This window comes from Pseudomonas sp. GW821-FHT03C07 (assembly GCF_059420925.1).
Window position 1 is genome coordinate 82,218 of record NZ_JBWKUQ010000011.1, and the last position, 14,031, is coordinate 96,248.

General features: G+C 62.8%; 14 protein-coding genes. 3 read left to right on the forward strand and 11 right to left on the reverse strand.

The features are described 5' to 3' along the window. The first annotated feature begins 7 nt into the window (after positions 1-7). Together AC07VG_RS20835 and AC07VG_RS20840 are read left to right on the forward strand one after the other, a co-directional pair. A complete protein-coding gene (locus AC07VG_RS20835) occupies positions 8-1,156 on the forward strand; it encodes an HlyD family secretion protein (RefSeq protein ID WP_495002004.1) in 1,149 nt (382 codons plus the stop codon). Continuing rightward, the gene (locus AC07VG_RS20840) at positions 1,153-2,745 is read left to right on the forward strand and encodes a DHA2 family efflux MFS transporter permease subunit (protein WP_495002005.1); all 1,593 of its coding nucleotides are present in this window, start codon (positions 1,153-1,155) and stop codon (positions 2,743-2,745) included. The genes AC07VG_RS20835 and AC07VG_RS20840 overlap by 4 nt, the downstream gene beginning before the upstream one ends. 162 nt (positions 2,746-2,907) lie before the next feature. Here the strand turns inward: AC07VG_RS20840 and AC07VG_RS20845 are convergent, their stop codons facing one another. From AC07VG_RS20845 to AC07VG_RS20860, 4 genes are all read right to left on the reverse strand, one after another. Continuing rightward, the gene (locus AC07VG_RS20845) at positions 2,908-4,746 is read right to left on the reverse strand and encodes an amidohydrolase (RefSeq protein WP_495021851.1); all 1,839 of its coding nucleotides are present in this window, start codon (positions 4,744-4,746) and stop codon (positions 2,908-2,910) included. 50 nt (positions 4,747-4,796) lie between these two features. After that, complete coding sequence (locus tag AC07VG_RS20850; RefSeq protein ID WP_495002006.1) at positions 4,797-5,372, reverse strand: antibiotic biosynthesis monooxygenase; 576 nt, start codon at positions 5,370-5,372, stop codon at positions 4,797-4,799. After that, positions 5,369-5,803, reverse strand: a complete 435-nt coding sequence (locus AC07VG_RS20855) for a DoxX family protein (RefSeq protein WP_495002007.1) — start codon at positions 5,801-5,803, stop codon at positions 5,369-5,371. The genes AC07VG_RS20850 and AC07VG_RS20855 overlap by 4 nt, the downstream gene beginning before the upstream one ends. A gap of 69 nt (positions 5,804-5,872) precedes the next feature. Next, positions 5,873-6,517 (reverse strand): hydrolase, encoded by a 645-nt coding sequence (locus AC07VG_RS20860; protein WP_495002008.1) that lies wholly within the window; start codon positions 6,515-6,517, stop codon positions 5,873-5,875. 311 nt (positions 6,518-6,828) lie between these two features. On the opposite strand from AC07VG_RS20860, the gene AC07VG_RS20865 reads away from it, so the two are divergent. Next, positions 6,829-8,775 carry a DNA topoisomerase III gene (locus AC07VG_RS20865; RefSeq protein ID WP_495021790.1) on the forward strand — a complete coding sequence of 649 codons (1,947 nt, stop codon included), beginning with the start codon at positions 6,829-6,831 and terminating at the stop codon, positions 8,773-8,775. Between the two features lie 19 nt (positions 8,776-8,794). On the opposite strand, the gene AC07VG_RS20870 is transcribed toward AC07VG_RS20865, so the two are convergent. The 7 genes from AC07VG_RS20870 to AC07VG_RS20900 form a co-directional block, all read right to left on the reverse strand. Further along, on the reverse strand, positions 8,795-9,688 hold the full coding sequence (locus tag AC07VG_RS20870; RefSeq protein WP_495021791.1) for an agmatinase family protein: 894 nt from the start codon (positions 9,686-9,688) through the stop codon (positions 8,795-8,797). Between the two features lie 43 nt (positions 9,689-9,731). Then, entirely contained in the window at positions 9,732-10,424 is a 693-nt protein-coding gene (locus tag AC07VG_RS20875; protein ID WP_495021792.1) for an ABC transporter permease, read from the reverse strand. Then, positions 10,421-11,110 (reverse strand): ABC transporter permease, encoded by a 690-nt coding sequence (locus AC07VG_RS20880; protein WP_495002012.1) that lies wholly within the window; start codon positions 11,108-11,110, stop codon positions 10,421-10,423. The genes AC07VG_RS20875 and AC07VG_RS20880 overlap by 4 nt, the downstream gene beginning before the upstream one ends. Before the next feature lie 5 nt (positions 11,111-11,115). Further along, positions 11,116-11,877 carry a transporter substrate-binding domain-containing protein gene (locus AC07VG_RS20885; RefSeq protein WP_495021793.1) on the reverse strand — a complete coding sequence of 254 codons (762 nt, stop codon included), beginning with the start codon at positions 11,875-11,877 and terminating at the stop codon, positions 11,116-11,118. Positions 11,878-12,079: 202 nt separating this feature from the next. Further along, positions 12,080-12,583, reverse strand: coding sequence for an Lrp/AsnC family transcriptional regulator (locus AC07VG_RS20890; RefSeq protein WP_495002014.1), 504 nt, complete (start codon positions 12,581-12,583; stop codon positions 12,080-12,082). Positions 12,584-12,592: 9 nt separating this feature from the next. Further along, positions 12,593-13,363, reverse strand: coding sequence for an ABC transporter ATP-binding protein (locus AC07VG_RS20895; RefSeq protein WP_495002015.1), 771 nt, complete (start codon positions 13,361-13,363; stop codon positions 12,593-12,595). A 42-nt stretch (positions 13,364-13,405) separates the two neighbouring features. Beyond that, entirely contained in the window at positions 13,406-14,014 is a 609-nt protein-coding gene (locus AC07VG_RS20900) for a helix-turn-helix domain-containing protein (protein ID WP_495002016.1), read from the reverse strand. Positions 14,015-14,031 lie beyond the last annotated feature (17 nt).

The following is a 14,031-nucleotide window of genomic DNA, read 5'->3' on the forward strand; positions in this document are numbered from 1 at the left end:
CTCCGCCATGACCAACCTGTCCTCGGCCGCTGCTCCTGAACTGGCCGCTCAGAAAAAACCGGTGCTGCTCAAGCGCCTTCTACTGCTGACGGTGGTCACTGGCGCCCTGGTATTCGCCGGTTTCTACGCCCGACACTGGTGGACCGCCGGGCGCTTTATCGAAAGCACCGACGATGCCTATATCGGCGCCGATGTGACGGTGATCGGGCCCAAGGTGCCGGGCTATATCGCCGAGCTCAAGGTCACCGATAACCAGTTCGTGCACGCTGGCGACCTGCTGGTGAAGATCGACGACCGCGACTACCTCGCCGCCCTGCAAAAGGCCGAAGGCGCGGTAGCAGCCCAACAGGCGCTGCTGGCCAACCTGGATGCCACCGAACAGTTACAACACGCGGTGATCAGCCAGGCCAGGGCCGGAATCGATGCGGCCAATGCGGAAACGGTGCGCTCGCGCAACGACCATGCCCGTTATGAAAGCCTGGTGGGTCGCTCGGCGGTGTCGGTGGAAAGCGCCCAGCGGGTCGACGCCACCTTCAAGACCGCCCAAGCCAATGGCGCCAAGGCGCAAGCCACATTGTTGGCCAATCAACGCCAAGTGGACGTGATCGAGACTCAGAAGCTGCAAGCCAAGGCCGCGCTGATGCAAGCGGTCGCCGAACGCGATATGGCCCGTCTGAACCTCTCCTACACCGAATTGCGGGCGCCGCTGGACGGCGTGATCGGCAACCGCCGGGCCCGGGTCGGTGCCTTTGCCGCGGCCGGCTCGCAGTTGCTTTCCGTGGTACCGCAACAGGGCCTCTGGGTTGACGCCAATTTCAAGGAAGACCAACTGAGCCACATGCTCCCCGGCCAGGCCGTGACCATCCGTGCCGATGTGCTGCCCGGCAAGGTGTTCCACGGCCATCTGGACAGCCTGGCTCCAGCCACTGGTGCGCAGTTCAGCGTGCTGCCCGCGGAAAACGCCACCGGCAACTTCACCAAGATCGTCCAGCGGGTGCCGGTCCGGGTCATGCTCGACCAGGCCGACGGCGTGCTCGGGCAACTGCGTCCTGGCCTTTCGGTCATCGCCGAAGTCGATACCCTGCACAGCGCCAGCGGCGTCGCCAGTCGTCCCGCCGATGAACGCGCCGCCAGCCAACTGGTCAGCACACCATGAGCACCCGCACCCCGGCCAAGCCTTTCGATGCGGCGTCGATGAGCACCTCGGTCAAGGTATTCGCCTTTGCCACCCTCTGCGTGGGCATGTTCATCGCCCTGCTGGATATCCAGATCGTCTCCGCCTCGTTGCGCGATATCGGCGGTGGGCTGTCGGCCGGTACCGATGAAACCGCCTGGGTGCAGACCAGCTACCTGATCGCCGAAATCATCGTGATCCCACTGTCGGGCTGGCTGTCGCGGGTGTTTTCCACGCGCTGGCTGTTCTGCGCCTCGGCGGTGGGGTTCACCCTGGCCAGCCTGCTCTGCGGCGCGGCCTGGAACATTCAGAGCATGATCGTGTTTCGTGCCTTGCAGGGTTTCCTCGGTGGCTCGATGATCCCGCTGGTCTTTACCTCGGCGTTCATGTTCTTCAGCGGCAAGCAGCGGGTCATCGCCGCCTCGACCATCGGCGCCATCGCCTCCCTGGCCCCGACCCTCGGCCCGGTGATCGGCGGTTGGATCACCGATATTTCCTCCTGGCACTGGCTGTTCTACATCAACCTGGTGCCCGGCGTATTCGTCGCCGTGGTGGTGCCGATGCTGGTGCGGATCGACGAGCCGGACCTGCGCCTGATCAAGGGCGCCGACTACCTGAGCATGCTGCTGATGGCGGTGTTTCTCGGCTGCCTGGAATACACCCTGGAAGAAGGCCCGCGCTGGAACTGGTTCAGTGACAGCACCATCCTGGCGACCGCATGGATTTCCGGCCTGGCCGGGCTGGCCTTTGTCAGCCGTAGCCTGATGGTGGCCAATCCGGTGGTCGACCTGCGTGCGCTCAAGGAGCGCAATTTCGCCCTGGGTTGCTTCTTTTCCTTCGTCACCGGCATCGGGCTGTTCGCGACCATTTACCTGACCCCGCTGTTTCTCGGCCGGGTGCGCGGCTACAGCGCGCTGGACATTGGCCTGGCGGTGTTCTCCACCGGCCTGTTCCAGCTGGCGGCGATTCCGCTGTACGCGTTCTTTGCCAACCGGGTCGACCTGCGCTGGCTGATGATGCTGGGATTGGGCCTGTTTGCCGTGTCGATGTGGGACTTCTCGCCGCTGACCCATGACTGGGGCGGCAAGGAGTTGATGCTGCCCCAGGCACTGCGGGGCATGGCCCAGCAATTCGCCGTGCCACCCACCGTGACCTTGACCCTCGGCGCCCTGGCACCGGCACGACTGAAGCAGGCTTCGGGCCTGTTCAACCTGATGCGCAACCTGGGCGGCGCCATTGGGATCGCGGCCTGTGCGACGATCCTCAACGATCGGACCAACCTGCATTTCAATCGGTTGGCCGAGCACCTGAACAGCACCAACGAAGCGCTGAACCAGTGGATGAGCACGGTCGGCGGCAACTTCGCGAGCCTCGGCCAGACTGGCAGCGAGGGCCTTACCGCCAGCCTGCGGCAGCTCTGGCAACTGGCCTACCGCGAGGCGCAGACTCAGAGTTATGCCGATACCTTCCTGGTGATCATGGTCTGTTTCATCATTGCCACGGCCTTGGTCCCGCTGATGCATAAGGTGAAGCCACCGCCTGCCGCGGCAGCCTCGCCAGATGCACATTAAGGGTACAACAGTGCCCTGTAGCCGCTGGCTTGCCGGCGATGCGATTTTCCAGGCGACAGTGATGTCGACTATAAGACCGCATCGCCGGCAAGCCGGCTCCTACACGGACTGCGTTGCGAGTCCCGGGATCAATACAAGATCTGCGCGCCGTCTGTTTGTGATTCAGAACGCGAAACACGAACAACCAAAGGCACCCCAGAAACCCTGGAAGTCACTGACCGGTACACTCGACATCCGCGCCCGCTCGTGACCATGGGCATGCACCCCGCAAGGACCGCTGCACTGGTGCACCTGGGCCTGCAACGGTGAATTCGGCCGCCAGTGTCCCGGCACCTTGACCACCGGTGACCAGTCGGGAGTCACCGGCAGCGTCGGCGGTGCGAGTTTGTCGAAATCACCCGCCGCATGCACCACCTTGCCGTCGACCACCGTCAACACCGATTCAATCCATTTGATGGCCTCGGCCTCGACGCTGAAATAGTCCGCCGACAGCGCCACCAGGTCCGCCAGTTGCCCGACCTTGATCTGGCCTTTCTTGCCCTGCTCCGAGGAAAACCAGGCACTGCCATGGGTGTACAACTCCAGCGCGGTTTCCCGTGGCAGCCCCTCGGGATAGAGTTCAAGCCCACCGACGGTGCGCCCGCTGACCATCCAGTACAACGAAGTCCAGGGGTTGTAGCTCGACACCCGCGTGGCATCGGTGCCCGCGCCCACCGGCACGCCTTCGGCCAGCATGCGCTTGATCGGCGGCGTGGCCTCGGCAGCCTTGGCGCCATAACGTTCGACGAAATATTCGCCCTGGAAGGCCATGCGATCCTGAATGGCGATACCGCCGCCCAGCGCCCGCACCCGCTCGATGTTTTTCGGCGTAATGGTTTCGCAGTGATCGAAAAACCACGGCAGGCCATTGAACGGAATATCCCGATTGACCTTCTCGAAGACATCCAGCATTCGCGAAATGGATTCGTCATAGGTGGCGTGCAGACGGAACGGCCAGCGCTGCTCCACCAGATGGCGGACCACCGGCTCCAGTTCCTGTTCCATGGTCTGCGGCAGGTCGGGGCGCGGTTCGAGGAAATCCTCGAAATCCGCCGCCGAGAACACCAGCATCTCACCTGCCCCGTTGTGCCGCAGGAAGTCGTCGCCCTGGCCGTAAGTCACCTTGCTGGTCCAGTTCTTGAAATCCGCGAGCTCTTCCTTGGGCTTCTGGGTAAACAGGTTGTAGGCGATCCGTACAGTCAGTTGCTGCTTGGCCGCGAGTTCGTTGATGACTTCGTAATCATCCGGATAATTCTGGAAACCACCGCCGGCATCGATGGCGCTGGTGACACCCAGGCGATTGAGCTCACGCATGAACTGGCGGGTCGAGTTGACCTGATACTCCAGTGGCAGCTTCGGTCCCTTGGCCAGGGTCGAGTAGAGGATCATCGCGTTGGGTCGGGCAATCAACATACCGGTCGGCTCGCCCTTGGCATCGCGGACGATCTCGCCACCCGGCGGGTTAGGCGTGTCGCGGTTGTAGCCGACCACCCGCAGCGCCGCCCGGTTGAGCAAGGCACGGTCATACAGGTGCAGGACAAACACCGGGGTGTCCGGCGCCGCCTTGTTCAGTTCTTCCAGAGTCGGCATACGCTTTTCGGCGAACTGGAATTCGTTCCAGCCCCCCACCACCCGCACCCATTGCGGCGCCGGGGTGCGTTCGGCCTGATCCTTGAGCAGGCGCAGTGCGTCCACCAGCGAGGGCACGCCTTCCCAGCGCAGTTCCAGGTTGTAGTTCAGGCCACCACGGATCAGGTGCAGGTGCGAGTCGTTGAGGCCGGGGATCACGGTGCGGCCCTTGAGGTCGATCACCTTCGTGGCGCTGCCGCGCAAGGCCATGGCCTCGCCGTCGTTACCCACGGTGATAAAGCGACCGTCCTTGATCGCCACCGCCGTGGCCTCGGGTTGGGCGCGGTCGACCGTGTGCAGGCGGCCGTTGTGCAGAATCAGGTCAGCGATCACATTGCTCATATCAGTTCTCCTTGCTTGACGGAATGTACCGGTCGGCGAAATCAGTTGCTTGCCGGTTGCAGCCAGCGGCTGAACAGGCGGGTCACACGAGGCATGAACACATAGACCACCAACAACACGATGCTCAGGGTGATCAGCACATTGGCTTGCACGTAGCCGCCCAGCCAGGGTAGTTGGACGAACAGCGGGCGCCACAACATCGGTACCAGGAAACTCAGCGGCAGAATCACCAGGAAGGTCACGCAGGCCTGCTTCCAGCGCGGCACCGGACTGGGCGAACCGACTTCGGCTGGCGTGAACCAGAACTCGCGGTCCGCGTTGATTTCGGTCTGGTCGCCGTCGGCCAGCATGGGCTGGGCCTCTTCCACCAACTCACGACGGTCACTGGAGTCCAGCCAGTGTTGCAATTGTTCGGTTGAGGCGAAACGCAGCACGCTGGTAAACAGCGTTTGCCCGTGACTGTGCCCACGTACCACATCGACCCCCAGATGTCCCGGATAACCGCGGGCCGTGGTGACGATGCGCCGCAACCAGGTTTCATAGGCCTGGTCCTGGCCTTTCTTGATCCGATGGCGGACCAGCAGGGTCACCACGCCGTCCAGCATTTCAATGTTCATGGGCGAAGGCTCCCCAGGCGGGTGAACGCGGTGAAACGCCGGTCCAGGGCGATAGTCCCGGAGCCGCCGATCAGCAAGGCGACGAAGACGATCAGCAGCAACCAGGCGAATTGCCCTTCAGCCAGACTCCACTGCGGGTGCACCCACACCAGTGAAACCAGCAGCAGAAACAACACTGGCAGCGTGGCCAGGCGGGTCAGCAGGCCAAGGATGATCAGCAACGGGCACAACACCTCGGCGAAAATCGCCAGACTCAGGGTCAGGTGCGCGCCGAGGCCGAAAGGGTCTTCGATCAATGTCAGTTGATGCTGGAAGTCCATCAGCTTGGGCAGGCCATGGACCCGCAACAGCAAGGCCGAACCGGACAGGCGCAACCAGAGCAGTGCCCAGTCAGCGCAAGTGCGAGAGGTCAACAAGGAGCGAGTGAGCATGTCAGGTCTCCCGGTGAAGGCGCGATGAAATGAGGCGTCGGGCGCGGCGAGCGCGCCCGACTCACTTCACTACTTGGCTTGGCGCTGCGGTGCGTTGTGCACCATGGTGTAGGCGTAGTCCACGCCCATGCCGTAGGCGCCGCTGTGCTCGCGCACCAGGTCCATCACCGCGTCGTAGGTTTCCTTGTGCGCCCAGTCACGCTGGAACTCCAGCAACACCTGTTGCCAGGTCACCGGTACGGCGCCGGCCTGAATCATCCGTTGCACGGACATGTCATGGGCTTCCTGGGTGGTGCCGCCGGAAGCGTCGGTGACGATGTACACCTCGAAGCCTTCGGCCAGGGCCTCCAGGGCCGGGAAGTTCAGGCACACCTCGGTCCACAACGCGGCCATGATCAATTTCTTGCGACCGGTGGCCTTTACCGCCTCGACGAATTTCTTGTCTTCCCAGGAGTTCATCGAGGTGCGCTCGATGGGCTGCTGGTCCGGGTGCACCGCCAGCAGCTCCGGCCAGATGTAGCCGCTGAAGCTTTTGGTTTCCACCGAGGTGAAAATCGTCGGGACATTGAAGATCTTCGCCGCCTTGGCCAGGCCCACGGTGTTGTTCTTCAGGGTCTGGCGATCGATCGATTGCACGCCGAAGGACATCTGCGGCTGGTGGTCGATCAGGATCAGGGTGGAGTTGGTTGGGTTGAGCAGTTCACGGATAGACATGGCGCGTTCCTTTTGATGTCGGGTAGTGGTGCGTTCGTCGTTTGTCAGCCGGGCCTGGCGCTCTCCGGTATGAGGACTGTGCTGCCTGGCTTGGATGTCACTTTATGCGCAGGACAAAATCGAGACAATTACCATAAAAAGAGAATCATTGATTCCGTATAAGGGACAATTGAGAGTTGCCTAACCATCTGCGCACATGGACTATAGTTGGTGAAATAAAGCTGTATATTTATACAGATAATGATTGCCCGAACGCTCGACACTAAGCATGCTGTGCAACTTCAAGACCCCGCGCTGAAATGAGAGTGGTTATGCGGTTGTTCCTCTGTGAGAAGCCCTCCCAGGCCAAAGACATTGCCGCCGTGCTCGGTGCGACCCGCCGTGGCGACGGCTGCTGGGTGGGGCCGAATGCCACCGTCACCTGGTGCATCGGCCACCTGCTGGAAGCCGCCCCGCCGGATGCCTACGACGCCCGCTACAAACGCTGGGTGCTGGCCGACCTGCCGATCGTTCCGGAAAAATGGAAGATGCAGGTCAAGCCCAAGACCGCCAGCCAGTACAAGGCGGTCAAGCGCCTGCTGGGCGAGGCCACAGAACTGGTGATTGCCACCGACGCCGACCGCGAAGGGGAAATGATCGCCCGTGAGCTGGTGGAGCATTGTCGCTATCGCGGGCCGATCCAGCGGCTCTGGCTGTCGGCGCTGGACGACGCGTCGATCCGCAAGGCGCTGGCGGCGCTCAAGCCCGGTGGTGAAACCTTCTCGCTCTATCATTCGGCCCTGGGCCGTTCGCGGGCCGACTGGCTGATCGGTATGAACATGAGTCGCCTGTTCACCTTGCTCGGCCGCCAGTCCGGTTATCAGGGCGTGCTGCCGGTGGGGCGCGTGCAAACCCCGACCCTGCGCCTGGTGGTGGACCGCGACCGCAGCATCGCCGACTTCGTGCCGGTGGCGTTCTGGGCGATCGACGTGCACCTGCGGCACGACGACCAGCCCTTTATCGCACAGTGGCGAGCGCCGCAGGACGCCTGCGACGACCAGGACCGTTGCCTCAACCAGGCCCTTGCCCAGCAGGCCGCGAGCGCCATGGGCGCGGCGACCAGCGCCAGGGTGGTGAAGCTCAAGACCGAGCGGATTCGCGAGGCCGCCCCCCTGCCCTTTGATCTCGGCACCTTGCAGGAAGTGTGCTCAAAAAGACTGGGACTGGGTGCCCAGGAGACACTGGATATTGCCCAGGCGTTGTACGAAACCCATAAAATCATCACCTACCCGCGCAGCGATTGCGGCTTCCTGCCCCTGAGTCAGCACGGCGATGCCGGCCGGGTCCTCGCGGCCCTGGAACAGGCTGATCCGAGCCTGGGTAAACTGGCGCCCTATCTTGATCCGACGCGCCGTTCGCGAGCCTGGAACGATGCCAAGGTCACCGCCCACCACGGCATTATCCCGACGGGCAGCGGCGCCAGCCTCGAACGCTTGCAGGGCAAGCCGCGCGCCGTCTACAGCCTGATTCGCGCCCGTTACCTGGCGCAGTTCCTGCCCCATCACGAATATGACCGGACCCAGGCCGATTTCGACTGCGCGGCCGAGGCGTTGCGGGCCGTGGGCAAACAGATCGTCGAACCCGGCTGGAAACGCGCCCTGCCTGAAGCACTGGCACCGGCCAAGGGCCGCGAAGCCCCCGAACCGCAGGCCTTGCCGGCGTTGCGCGAAGGCACCGAGTGCGCGCTGAGCCGGGTCGACCTCAAGGACCTCTGGACCCAACCGCCAAAACCTTTCACCGAAGGCGACCTGATCAAGGCGATGAAAAACGTCGCCAAGTATGTGGAGGACCCGCGCCTCAAGCAGAAACTCAAGGACACCACCGGCATCGGCACCGAAGCCACCCGCGCCGGCATCATCCAGGGCTTGCTCGATCGAAGTTACCTGGTCAAGCACGGCAAAAGCCTGTCAGCCACCCCGGCAGCCTTCAGCCTGATCGATGCGGTACCGCGGGCGATTGCCGACCCGGGCACCACGGCGATCTGGGAACAGGCACTGGATATGGTGCAAAGCGGCGAGATGAGCCTGGAAGAGTTTGTCGCCAAGCAGGCGGCCTGGATGAGCAAGCAGGTGGGACGCTGTGTCGAATTGAAGTTGCAGATCACGATGCCGGCCGGGATGGCGGGACAAGCCGCGGCGCCCTGGAAGAAGAAACGCAAGGCGACGGGAGCCAAGACAGGAAAGAGCCGACGTACGCCAAAGTCGGCGGTCGGCTCCTGATTGATCGAGCCGATGAATTTCAGCCCCGCGCCTGGCTGCCGTACACCGCAAAGGAGAACGCCAGATAGGCCGCCAGGGTCGAAGTCATGTCACCGACGTCAGTGGTCGGGTTGACCTCGGTAATGGCCATTGCCGCACAGTGCGGGGCGAGCAACTCGACCATCTCCAGCGCTTCGGCCGAACTGATGCCACCTGGCTCGTGGGCGCCGGCACCAGGCGCGAAGGCCGGATCGATGGCATCGATATCGAACGACAGGAACAGATGATCGGCACCCTTGACCCGTTCGAGGATCCGTTCAACCGTAGCTTGCGGGCCGAGCCGCAATACCTCGCGGGCACTCAGGTGAACCAGGTCGTTGTCATGTTTGAAACGGCCCGAGGCGGGAAAGTTGAAGTGCCGCTCACAAACCTGGATGCAGTCCGGCGCATGGATCTGCTCCAGTTCCAGCGCGCGACGCATGCCGCTCGATTGGCTGAAGCGGCCTTGCTTGACGCTGTCGTCCATCAGGTCCAGGTGCGCATCGAAATGGATCACGCCGACACGCCCTGGCAGGGCCTGGCAAACGCCCTGGGCCACTGGAAACAGCAGGCTGTCGTCGCCGCCGATAACCACCGGCACCCGGCCGGCCTCGATCGATTGGCGCACTGCCTGGCGGGTGGCGAGGAAGGTCTTCTGGGTGTCATGGGGGACCACCGCAACATCGCCGCGATCCACCAGCAGATGCTCACCGACCTCCATGAAGCTGTCGGTCTCCAGGCAATAGACCTGGCCATCCTGGATCCGCATATTGATCCACTTGGCGCTTTCACGCACCCGCGCCGGGGCGAAGCGCGAGCCCGGCCAGCCCAGGGTCGACTCACCGTCGAAAGGGACGCCCAGCAGATCGAATTGACGCTTGTCGCGAGTACTCATGGCAGATGTCTCCTGATAGTTGGACAAAAAAGGGAACGACCGCTCAACCGCGACGCGGTTGCAGGTAGCTGGCCCAGCGCTGTTGCGCGAAACGGAAGGCCACTACCAGCACCATCGTCAGACCCAGGTACAGGGCGCCGGCGGTGACATAGGGTTCGAACTGGATGTAGTGATTGAGGGTGATGTTGCGCGCCACCCCGGTGATTTCCATCAGGGTGACCGTGCTCGCCAGAGAGGTGGCATGCAGCATCATGATGGTCTCGTTGCCGTACAACGACAGGGTCCGGGTCAGCATCGCCGGGAGCATGATGCGTCGCAGCAGGGTCCACGGAGTCATGCCGTAGGCCCGCGCCGCCTCGACCTCTCCGGGCGGTAAGTGACGCAGGCCACCGGCGAAGATTTCCGTGGTGTAGGCCGTGGTGTTGAGGATAAAAGCCAGTAATACGCAGAACAGTGGATTGGACAGCCAGACCCACAACACGCTGCCGCGCAGCAGGTCGAACTGGGCCAGCCCGTAGTAGATCAAGAACAGCTGAATCAGCAGCGGTGTGCCGCGAAACACCAGGGTGTAGGCCGCCACACTATGCCGCAGCCACGGGTTGGCCGCGTTGCGCGCCACCGCCAGCACCAGGGCGAGAAAGAAGCTGGTGCCCAGCGCAACCACCGTCAGCAGCAAGGTCAGTTGCAGCCCCTGGGCGTAGAGGTCCAGATTGTCGTAGATCACATCCCAATTCATCGCGCCAACTCCCGAACGCCCTGCGAGTAACGTTTGCCCAGCCAGCCGACCAGGGTCAGCGACAACACCGCGATCAGCAGGTAGAAACCGCCCGCCAACAGATAGAAGGTGAAGGGCTTGCCGGTGGCTTCGGCGGCGCCCTTGGCCCGGAACATGATGTCTTGCAGGCCAATCAGCGACACCAGCGCGGTGGCCTTGACCAGCACCAGCCAGTTATTGGTGAAGCCGGGCAAGGCCAGGCGCACCATCTGCGGCAGGATGATGCTGCGCAAGGTCTTCACCCGCCCCAGGCCATAGGCTTGCGCCGCCTCCAACTGGCCCTGCGGAATGCCTTCCAGCGCGCCGCGAAAGGTCTCGGTCATATAGGCCCCGAAGATCAGCCCCAGGGTCAGCGCCCCGGACAGAAACGGGCTCGGATCGACGTTGTAGCGGCCACCCGCCGCGCCGATCCATTGGTTGAGCAAGGCCGGCAGGCTGTAGAACATCAGCAGCATCAGCACCAGGTCGGGAATGCCGCGCACCAGGGTGGTATAGATCTCGGCGAGCACCCGCAACGCCCGCTGCTCCGAGCGTTTGCACAGCGCCCCGGCCAGGCCCAGGACTACCGCCAGGGCCAGGGACGTCAGGGCCAACTGGAAGGTGATCCAGCCGGCGCTCAAGACACTGCTGATGTAGTCGCTCAACATGGGCGTTACTGCGCGTCGAAGTATTTGCGGTTGAGGGCATCGAGCTTGCCGCTGTCACGCACTTCGCCGAGGCCTTCGTTGATCTGCTTGAGCAACGCGGCGTTCTTCTGGTTGATGGCAATGGCCACGCCTTCACCGAACTCGGGGGCGTCCTTGCCGGTAAAGAGCGGACCGACCAGTTCGAAATCCTTGCCGCTGTCGCCCTTCAGGAAGCTGTGGGTGATTTGCGCCTGATAGCTCATGTGCACGTCGGCACGCCCGCTGCTCAGTTCAAGATAAGGCGCGCTGCCGCTGTCGTAGCGCTTGATGGTGCTCTGGGTGTAGTTCTTGGTGACGTAGGCATCCATCGGCGTGCCGGTCTGTACGGCAATCACCTTACCCTTGAGGCCTTCGGGCGAGATCGTCAGGTTGGCGCCCTTGTGCGCGACAAAGCGAAACACCGGATGATCGTAGATATCGCTGAAAGCGAGGATCTTGCGCCGGGCCTGGGTGACGGTGAGTTGCGAAATCAGCGCGTCGTACTTGTTGCTGATCAGGCCGGGAATCATGCCGTCCCAGGCCGCGTTGATAATCTTGCAATCGAGCTTGGCCGCATCACAGACGGCCTGGGCCAGTTCGACGTCGTAGCCGACCAGCTTGCCGGAACCGTCCACCGATTCGAACGGCGGGAACGTCGCGTCGGTGGCGATGGTGATCGGCTCTGCCAGCGCGCCGGTAGCGACGGCCATTGAGAGGGTGGCGAACAACAGCTTGGAGATACGGTTCATAAGTGCGTCCTAGGGTTGGGTCGTAGGTTCGGCAGTGTTGAACAGCGGCAACGCAGCGCCGTTGAAACAGCGTCTTTTCAGGGTTACAGGCTAACGTCGAGGCCTTGGATTTATCCGTCGTAAACGCCGTTTGTCGCACGCGATACGGCTGTTTTCCCGAACCGGGCGCAGCGGCTTCGGCTGGGTCTTTTCAGGCTCCGGCTCAAGGCAGAAAAGCACTGGCCGGCACGACCGACTGCTTCACGCAGGCCAGGGTCGGATGGCTGACCAGCCGATCGATATGCAGCTCGACATCGTTGAACCATTGCTCGGTCAGCACCCGGTAATGCTCCAGGTCGCGACAGTGCATGCGCAGGCAGTAATCGAAGGCGCCGCCAACCAGTTGGCATTCGATCACCTCACGGCTTTCGCACATCTTCGACTCGAAAGCGCGTTGCGCCACACGGCCGTTCTGGTTGGAGAGCGCCACCATCACCAGCAGCGAAACACCGGACGACAACCGTGGCAGGTCGATAATCGCGCCGTAGCCCCGGATAACCCCGAGCTTCTCCAGCTTGCGCACACGCTCAAGGCAAGGCCGTGGCGTCAGGTGCACGCGCTCGGAAAGTTCCTGGTAGGTGATACGACCCTCATCACGAAGGATGTCGAGAATCGCGACATCGATACGATCCAGGGCCAGCGGTATATCGTTCATGACTCGCGACATGGCGGCGTCCTACTTCAAACGACCGGAAAGGAACTGTTGCAAGCGCTCGCTGCGCGGCTGCTCGAACAACTGCGCCGGCGTGCCCTGCTCTTCGATTCGGCCCTGGTGCAGGAACAACGCCTGGGTTGACAGATGCCGGGCAAAACCCATCTCGTGGGTCACCACCACCATGGTCCGGCCCTCCTCAGCCAGGGTCTGCATGACCTTGAGCACTTCACCGACCAATTCGGGATCGAGCGCGGAAGTCGGCTCGTCGAACAACATCACCTCGGGCTCCATGCACAGGGCCCGGGCAATGGCCACGCGTTGTTGCTGGCCACCGGACAGTTGCGCGGGGTACTGGCCATGACAGGAGGGCTTCAGGCCGACCTTGTGCAGATAGGCCTCACCACGCTCGCGGGCCTCGGCCTTGCTCAGGCCATGCACATACATCGGCGCTTCCATGACGTTTTCCAGCACGGTCATGTGCGACCACAGGCAGAAGTTCTGAAAGACCATGGCCAGGCGTCCACGCATGCGCTGCAACTGTGCCGGGTCCTGGGCCCGCAGCGAACCGCTGCGCCGATCACGGCAGGTATTGAGCAACTCGCCGTTGACCTGGATGGTCCCGGCACTGGGGTGCTCCAGCAGATTGATACAGCGCAGGAAGGTGCTTTTACCCGAACCGCTGGAGCCGATGATGCTCACCACGTCGCCGGAGCGGGCGGCGAGACTGACGCCCTTGATCACCTGATGATCGCCGTAGCTTTTATGCAGATCGGTCACTGCCAGCTTGTACATCGACTCGCTCCTCATGCCAGTGGGAAAGAAAGATCAGCGGGGTCAGGCCGGCGGCGGCACGATGACCCACAACGCCGTGCACACTTCGTCCTTCGACGGATTGACCCAGGTGTGTGGATCGCTGGGGGCGAAGGTCAGGGTATCGCCGGCGCGCAACAGGTAGGTTTCCTCGGCGACGCGCATCTCCAGGCAACCGCTCTGGACGTGCACCAGGTCGGCGGCGGCCTTGATCGTGTAAGGCTCGGTGCCGGAACCGCCGCCCGGCTCGATCACCGAATAGAGCGCCATCATGTGTTCGTTGCCGGCACCGCAGATCAGGTACTCGCGCATGCCCTCGCCGCCCAGGCTGATGGGCGCGCCTTGCCCGGCCGCGACGAAGCGGGTCGACGGTGGCTCGAACAGTTCGCCGGGCTTGATGCCGATGGCTTCGCAGATCCGCAGCAAGGTCGCCACCGAGGCCTGCACCGTGTCGCGCTCGAAGCGGCTGATGAAGGACTTGCTGACGCCGACCTTCTGCGCCACCTCATCGATCAACATGCCCTTGGCCTGACGCAGCGCCCGCAAGCGACTGCCGACGTTGAACGGGTCGGTGCTGCCCGATGACCCGGTCACGGTTTCGGCCGCAGGCATTTCGATTTTTTTGCTCGGCATTGGACGATCCTTGAGTT

Bases quoted from the DNA above. Each gene is read 5' to 3' on its own strand.
- AC07VG_RS20890 (WP_495002014.1), bottom strand. From the start codon at position 12,583: ATGTCGCGAGTCATGAACGATATACCGCTGGCCCTGGATCGTATCGAT.
- AC07VG_RS20860 (WP_495002008.1), bottom strand. From the start codon at position 6,517: ATGTCTATCCGTGAACTGCTCAACCCAACCAACTCCACCCTGATCCTG.
- AC07VG_RS20875 (WP_495021792.1), bottom strand. From the start codon at position 10,424: ATGAATTGGGATGTGATCTACGACAATCTGGACCTCTACGCCCAGGGG.
- AC07VG_RS20850 (WP_495002006.1), bottom strand. From the start codon at position 5,372: ATGAACATTGAAATGCTGGACGGCGTGGTGACCCTGCTGGTCCGCCAT.
- AC07VG_RS20885 (WP_495021793.1), bottom strand. From the start codon at position 11,877: ATGAACCGTATCTCCAAGCTGTTGTTCGCCACCCTCTCAATGGCCGTC.
- AC07VG_RS20900 (WP_495002016.1), bottom strand. From the start codon at position 14,014: ATGCCGAGCAAAAAAATCGAAATGCCTGCGGCCGAAACCGTGACCGGG.
- AC07VG_RS20855 (WP_495002007.1), bottom strand. From the start codon at position 5,803: ATGCTCACTCGCTCCTTGTTGACCTCTCGCACTTGCGCTGACTGGGCA.
- AC07VG_RS20870 (WP_495021791.1), bottom strand. From the start codon at position 9,688: ATGAGTACTCGCGACAAGCGTCAATTCGATCTGCTGGGCGTCCCTTTC.
- AC07VG_RS20865 (WP_495021790.1), top strand. From the start codon at position 6,829: ATGCGGTTGTTCCTCTGTGAGAAGCCCTCCCAGGCCAAAGACATTGCC.
- AC07VG_RS20840 (WP_495002005.1), top strand. From the start codon at position 1,153: ATGAGCACCCGCACCCCGGCCAAGCCTTTCGATGCGGCGTCGATGAGC.
- AC07VG_RS20880 (WP_495002012.1), bottom strand. From the start codon at position 11,110: ATGTTGAGCGACTACATCAGCAGTGTCTTGAGCGCCGGCTGGATCACC.
- AC07VG_RS20895 (WP_495002015.1), bottom strand. From the start codon at position 13,363: ATGTACAAGCTGGCAGTGACCGATCTGCATAAAAGCTACGGCGATCAT.
- AC07VG_RS20835 (WP_495002004.1), top strand. From the start codon at position 8: ATGACCAACCTGTCCTCGGCCGCTGCTCCTGAACTGGCCGCTCAGAAA.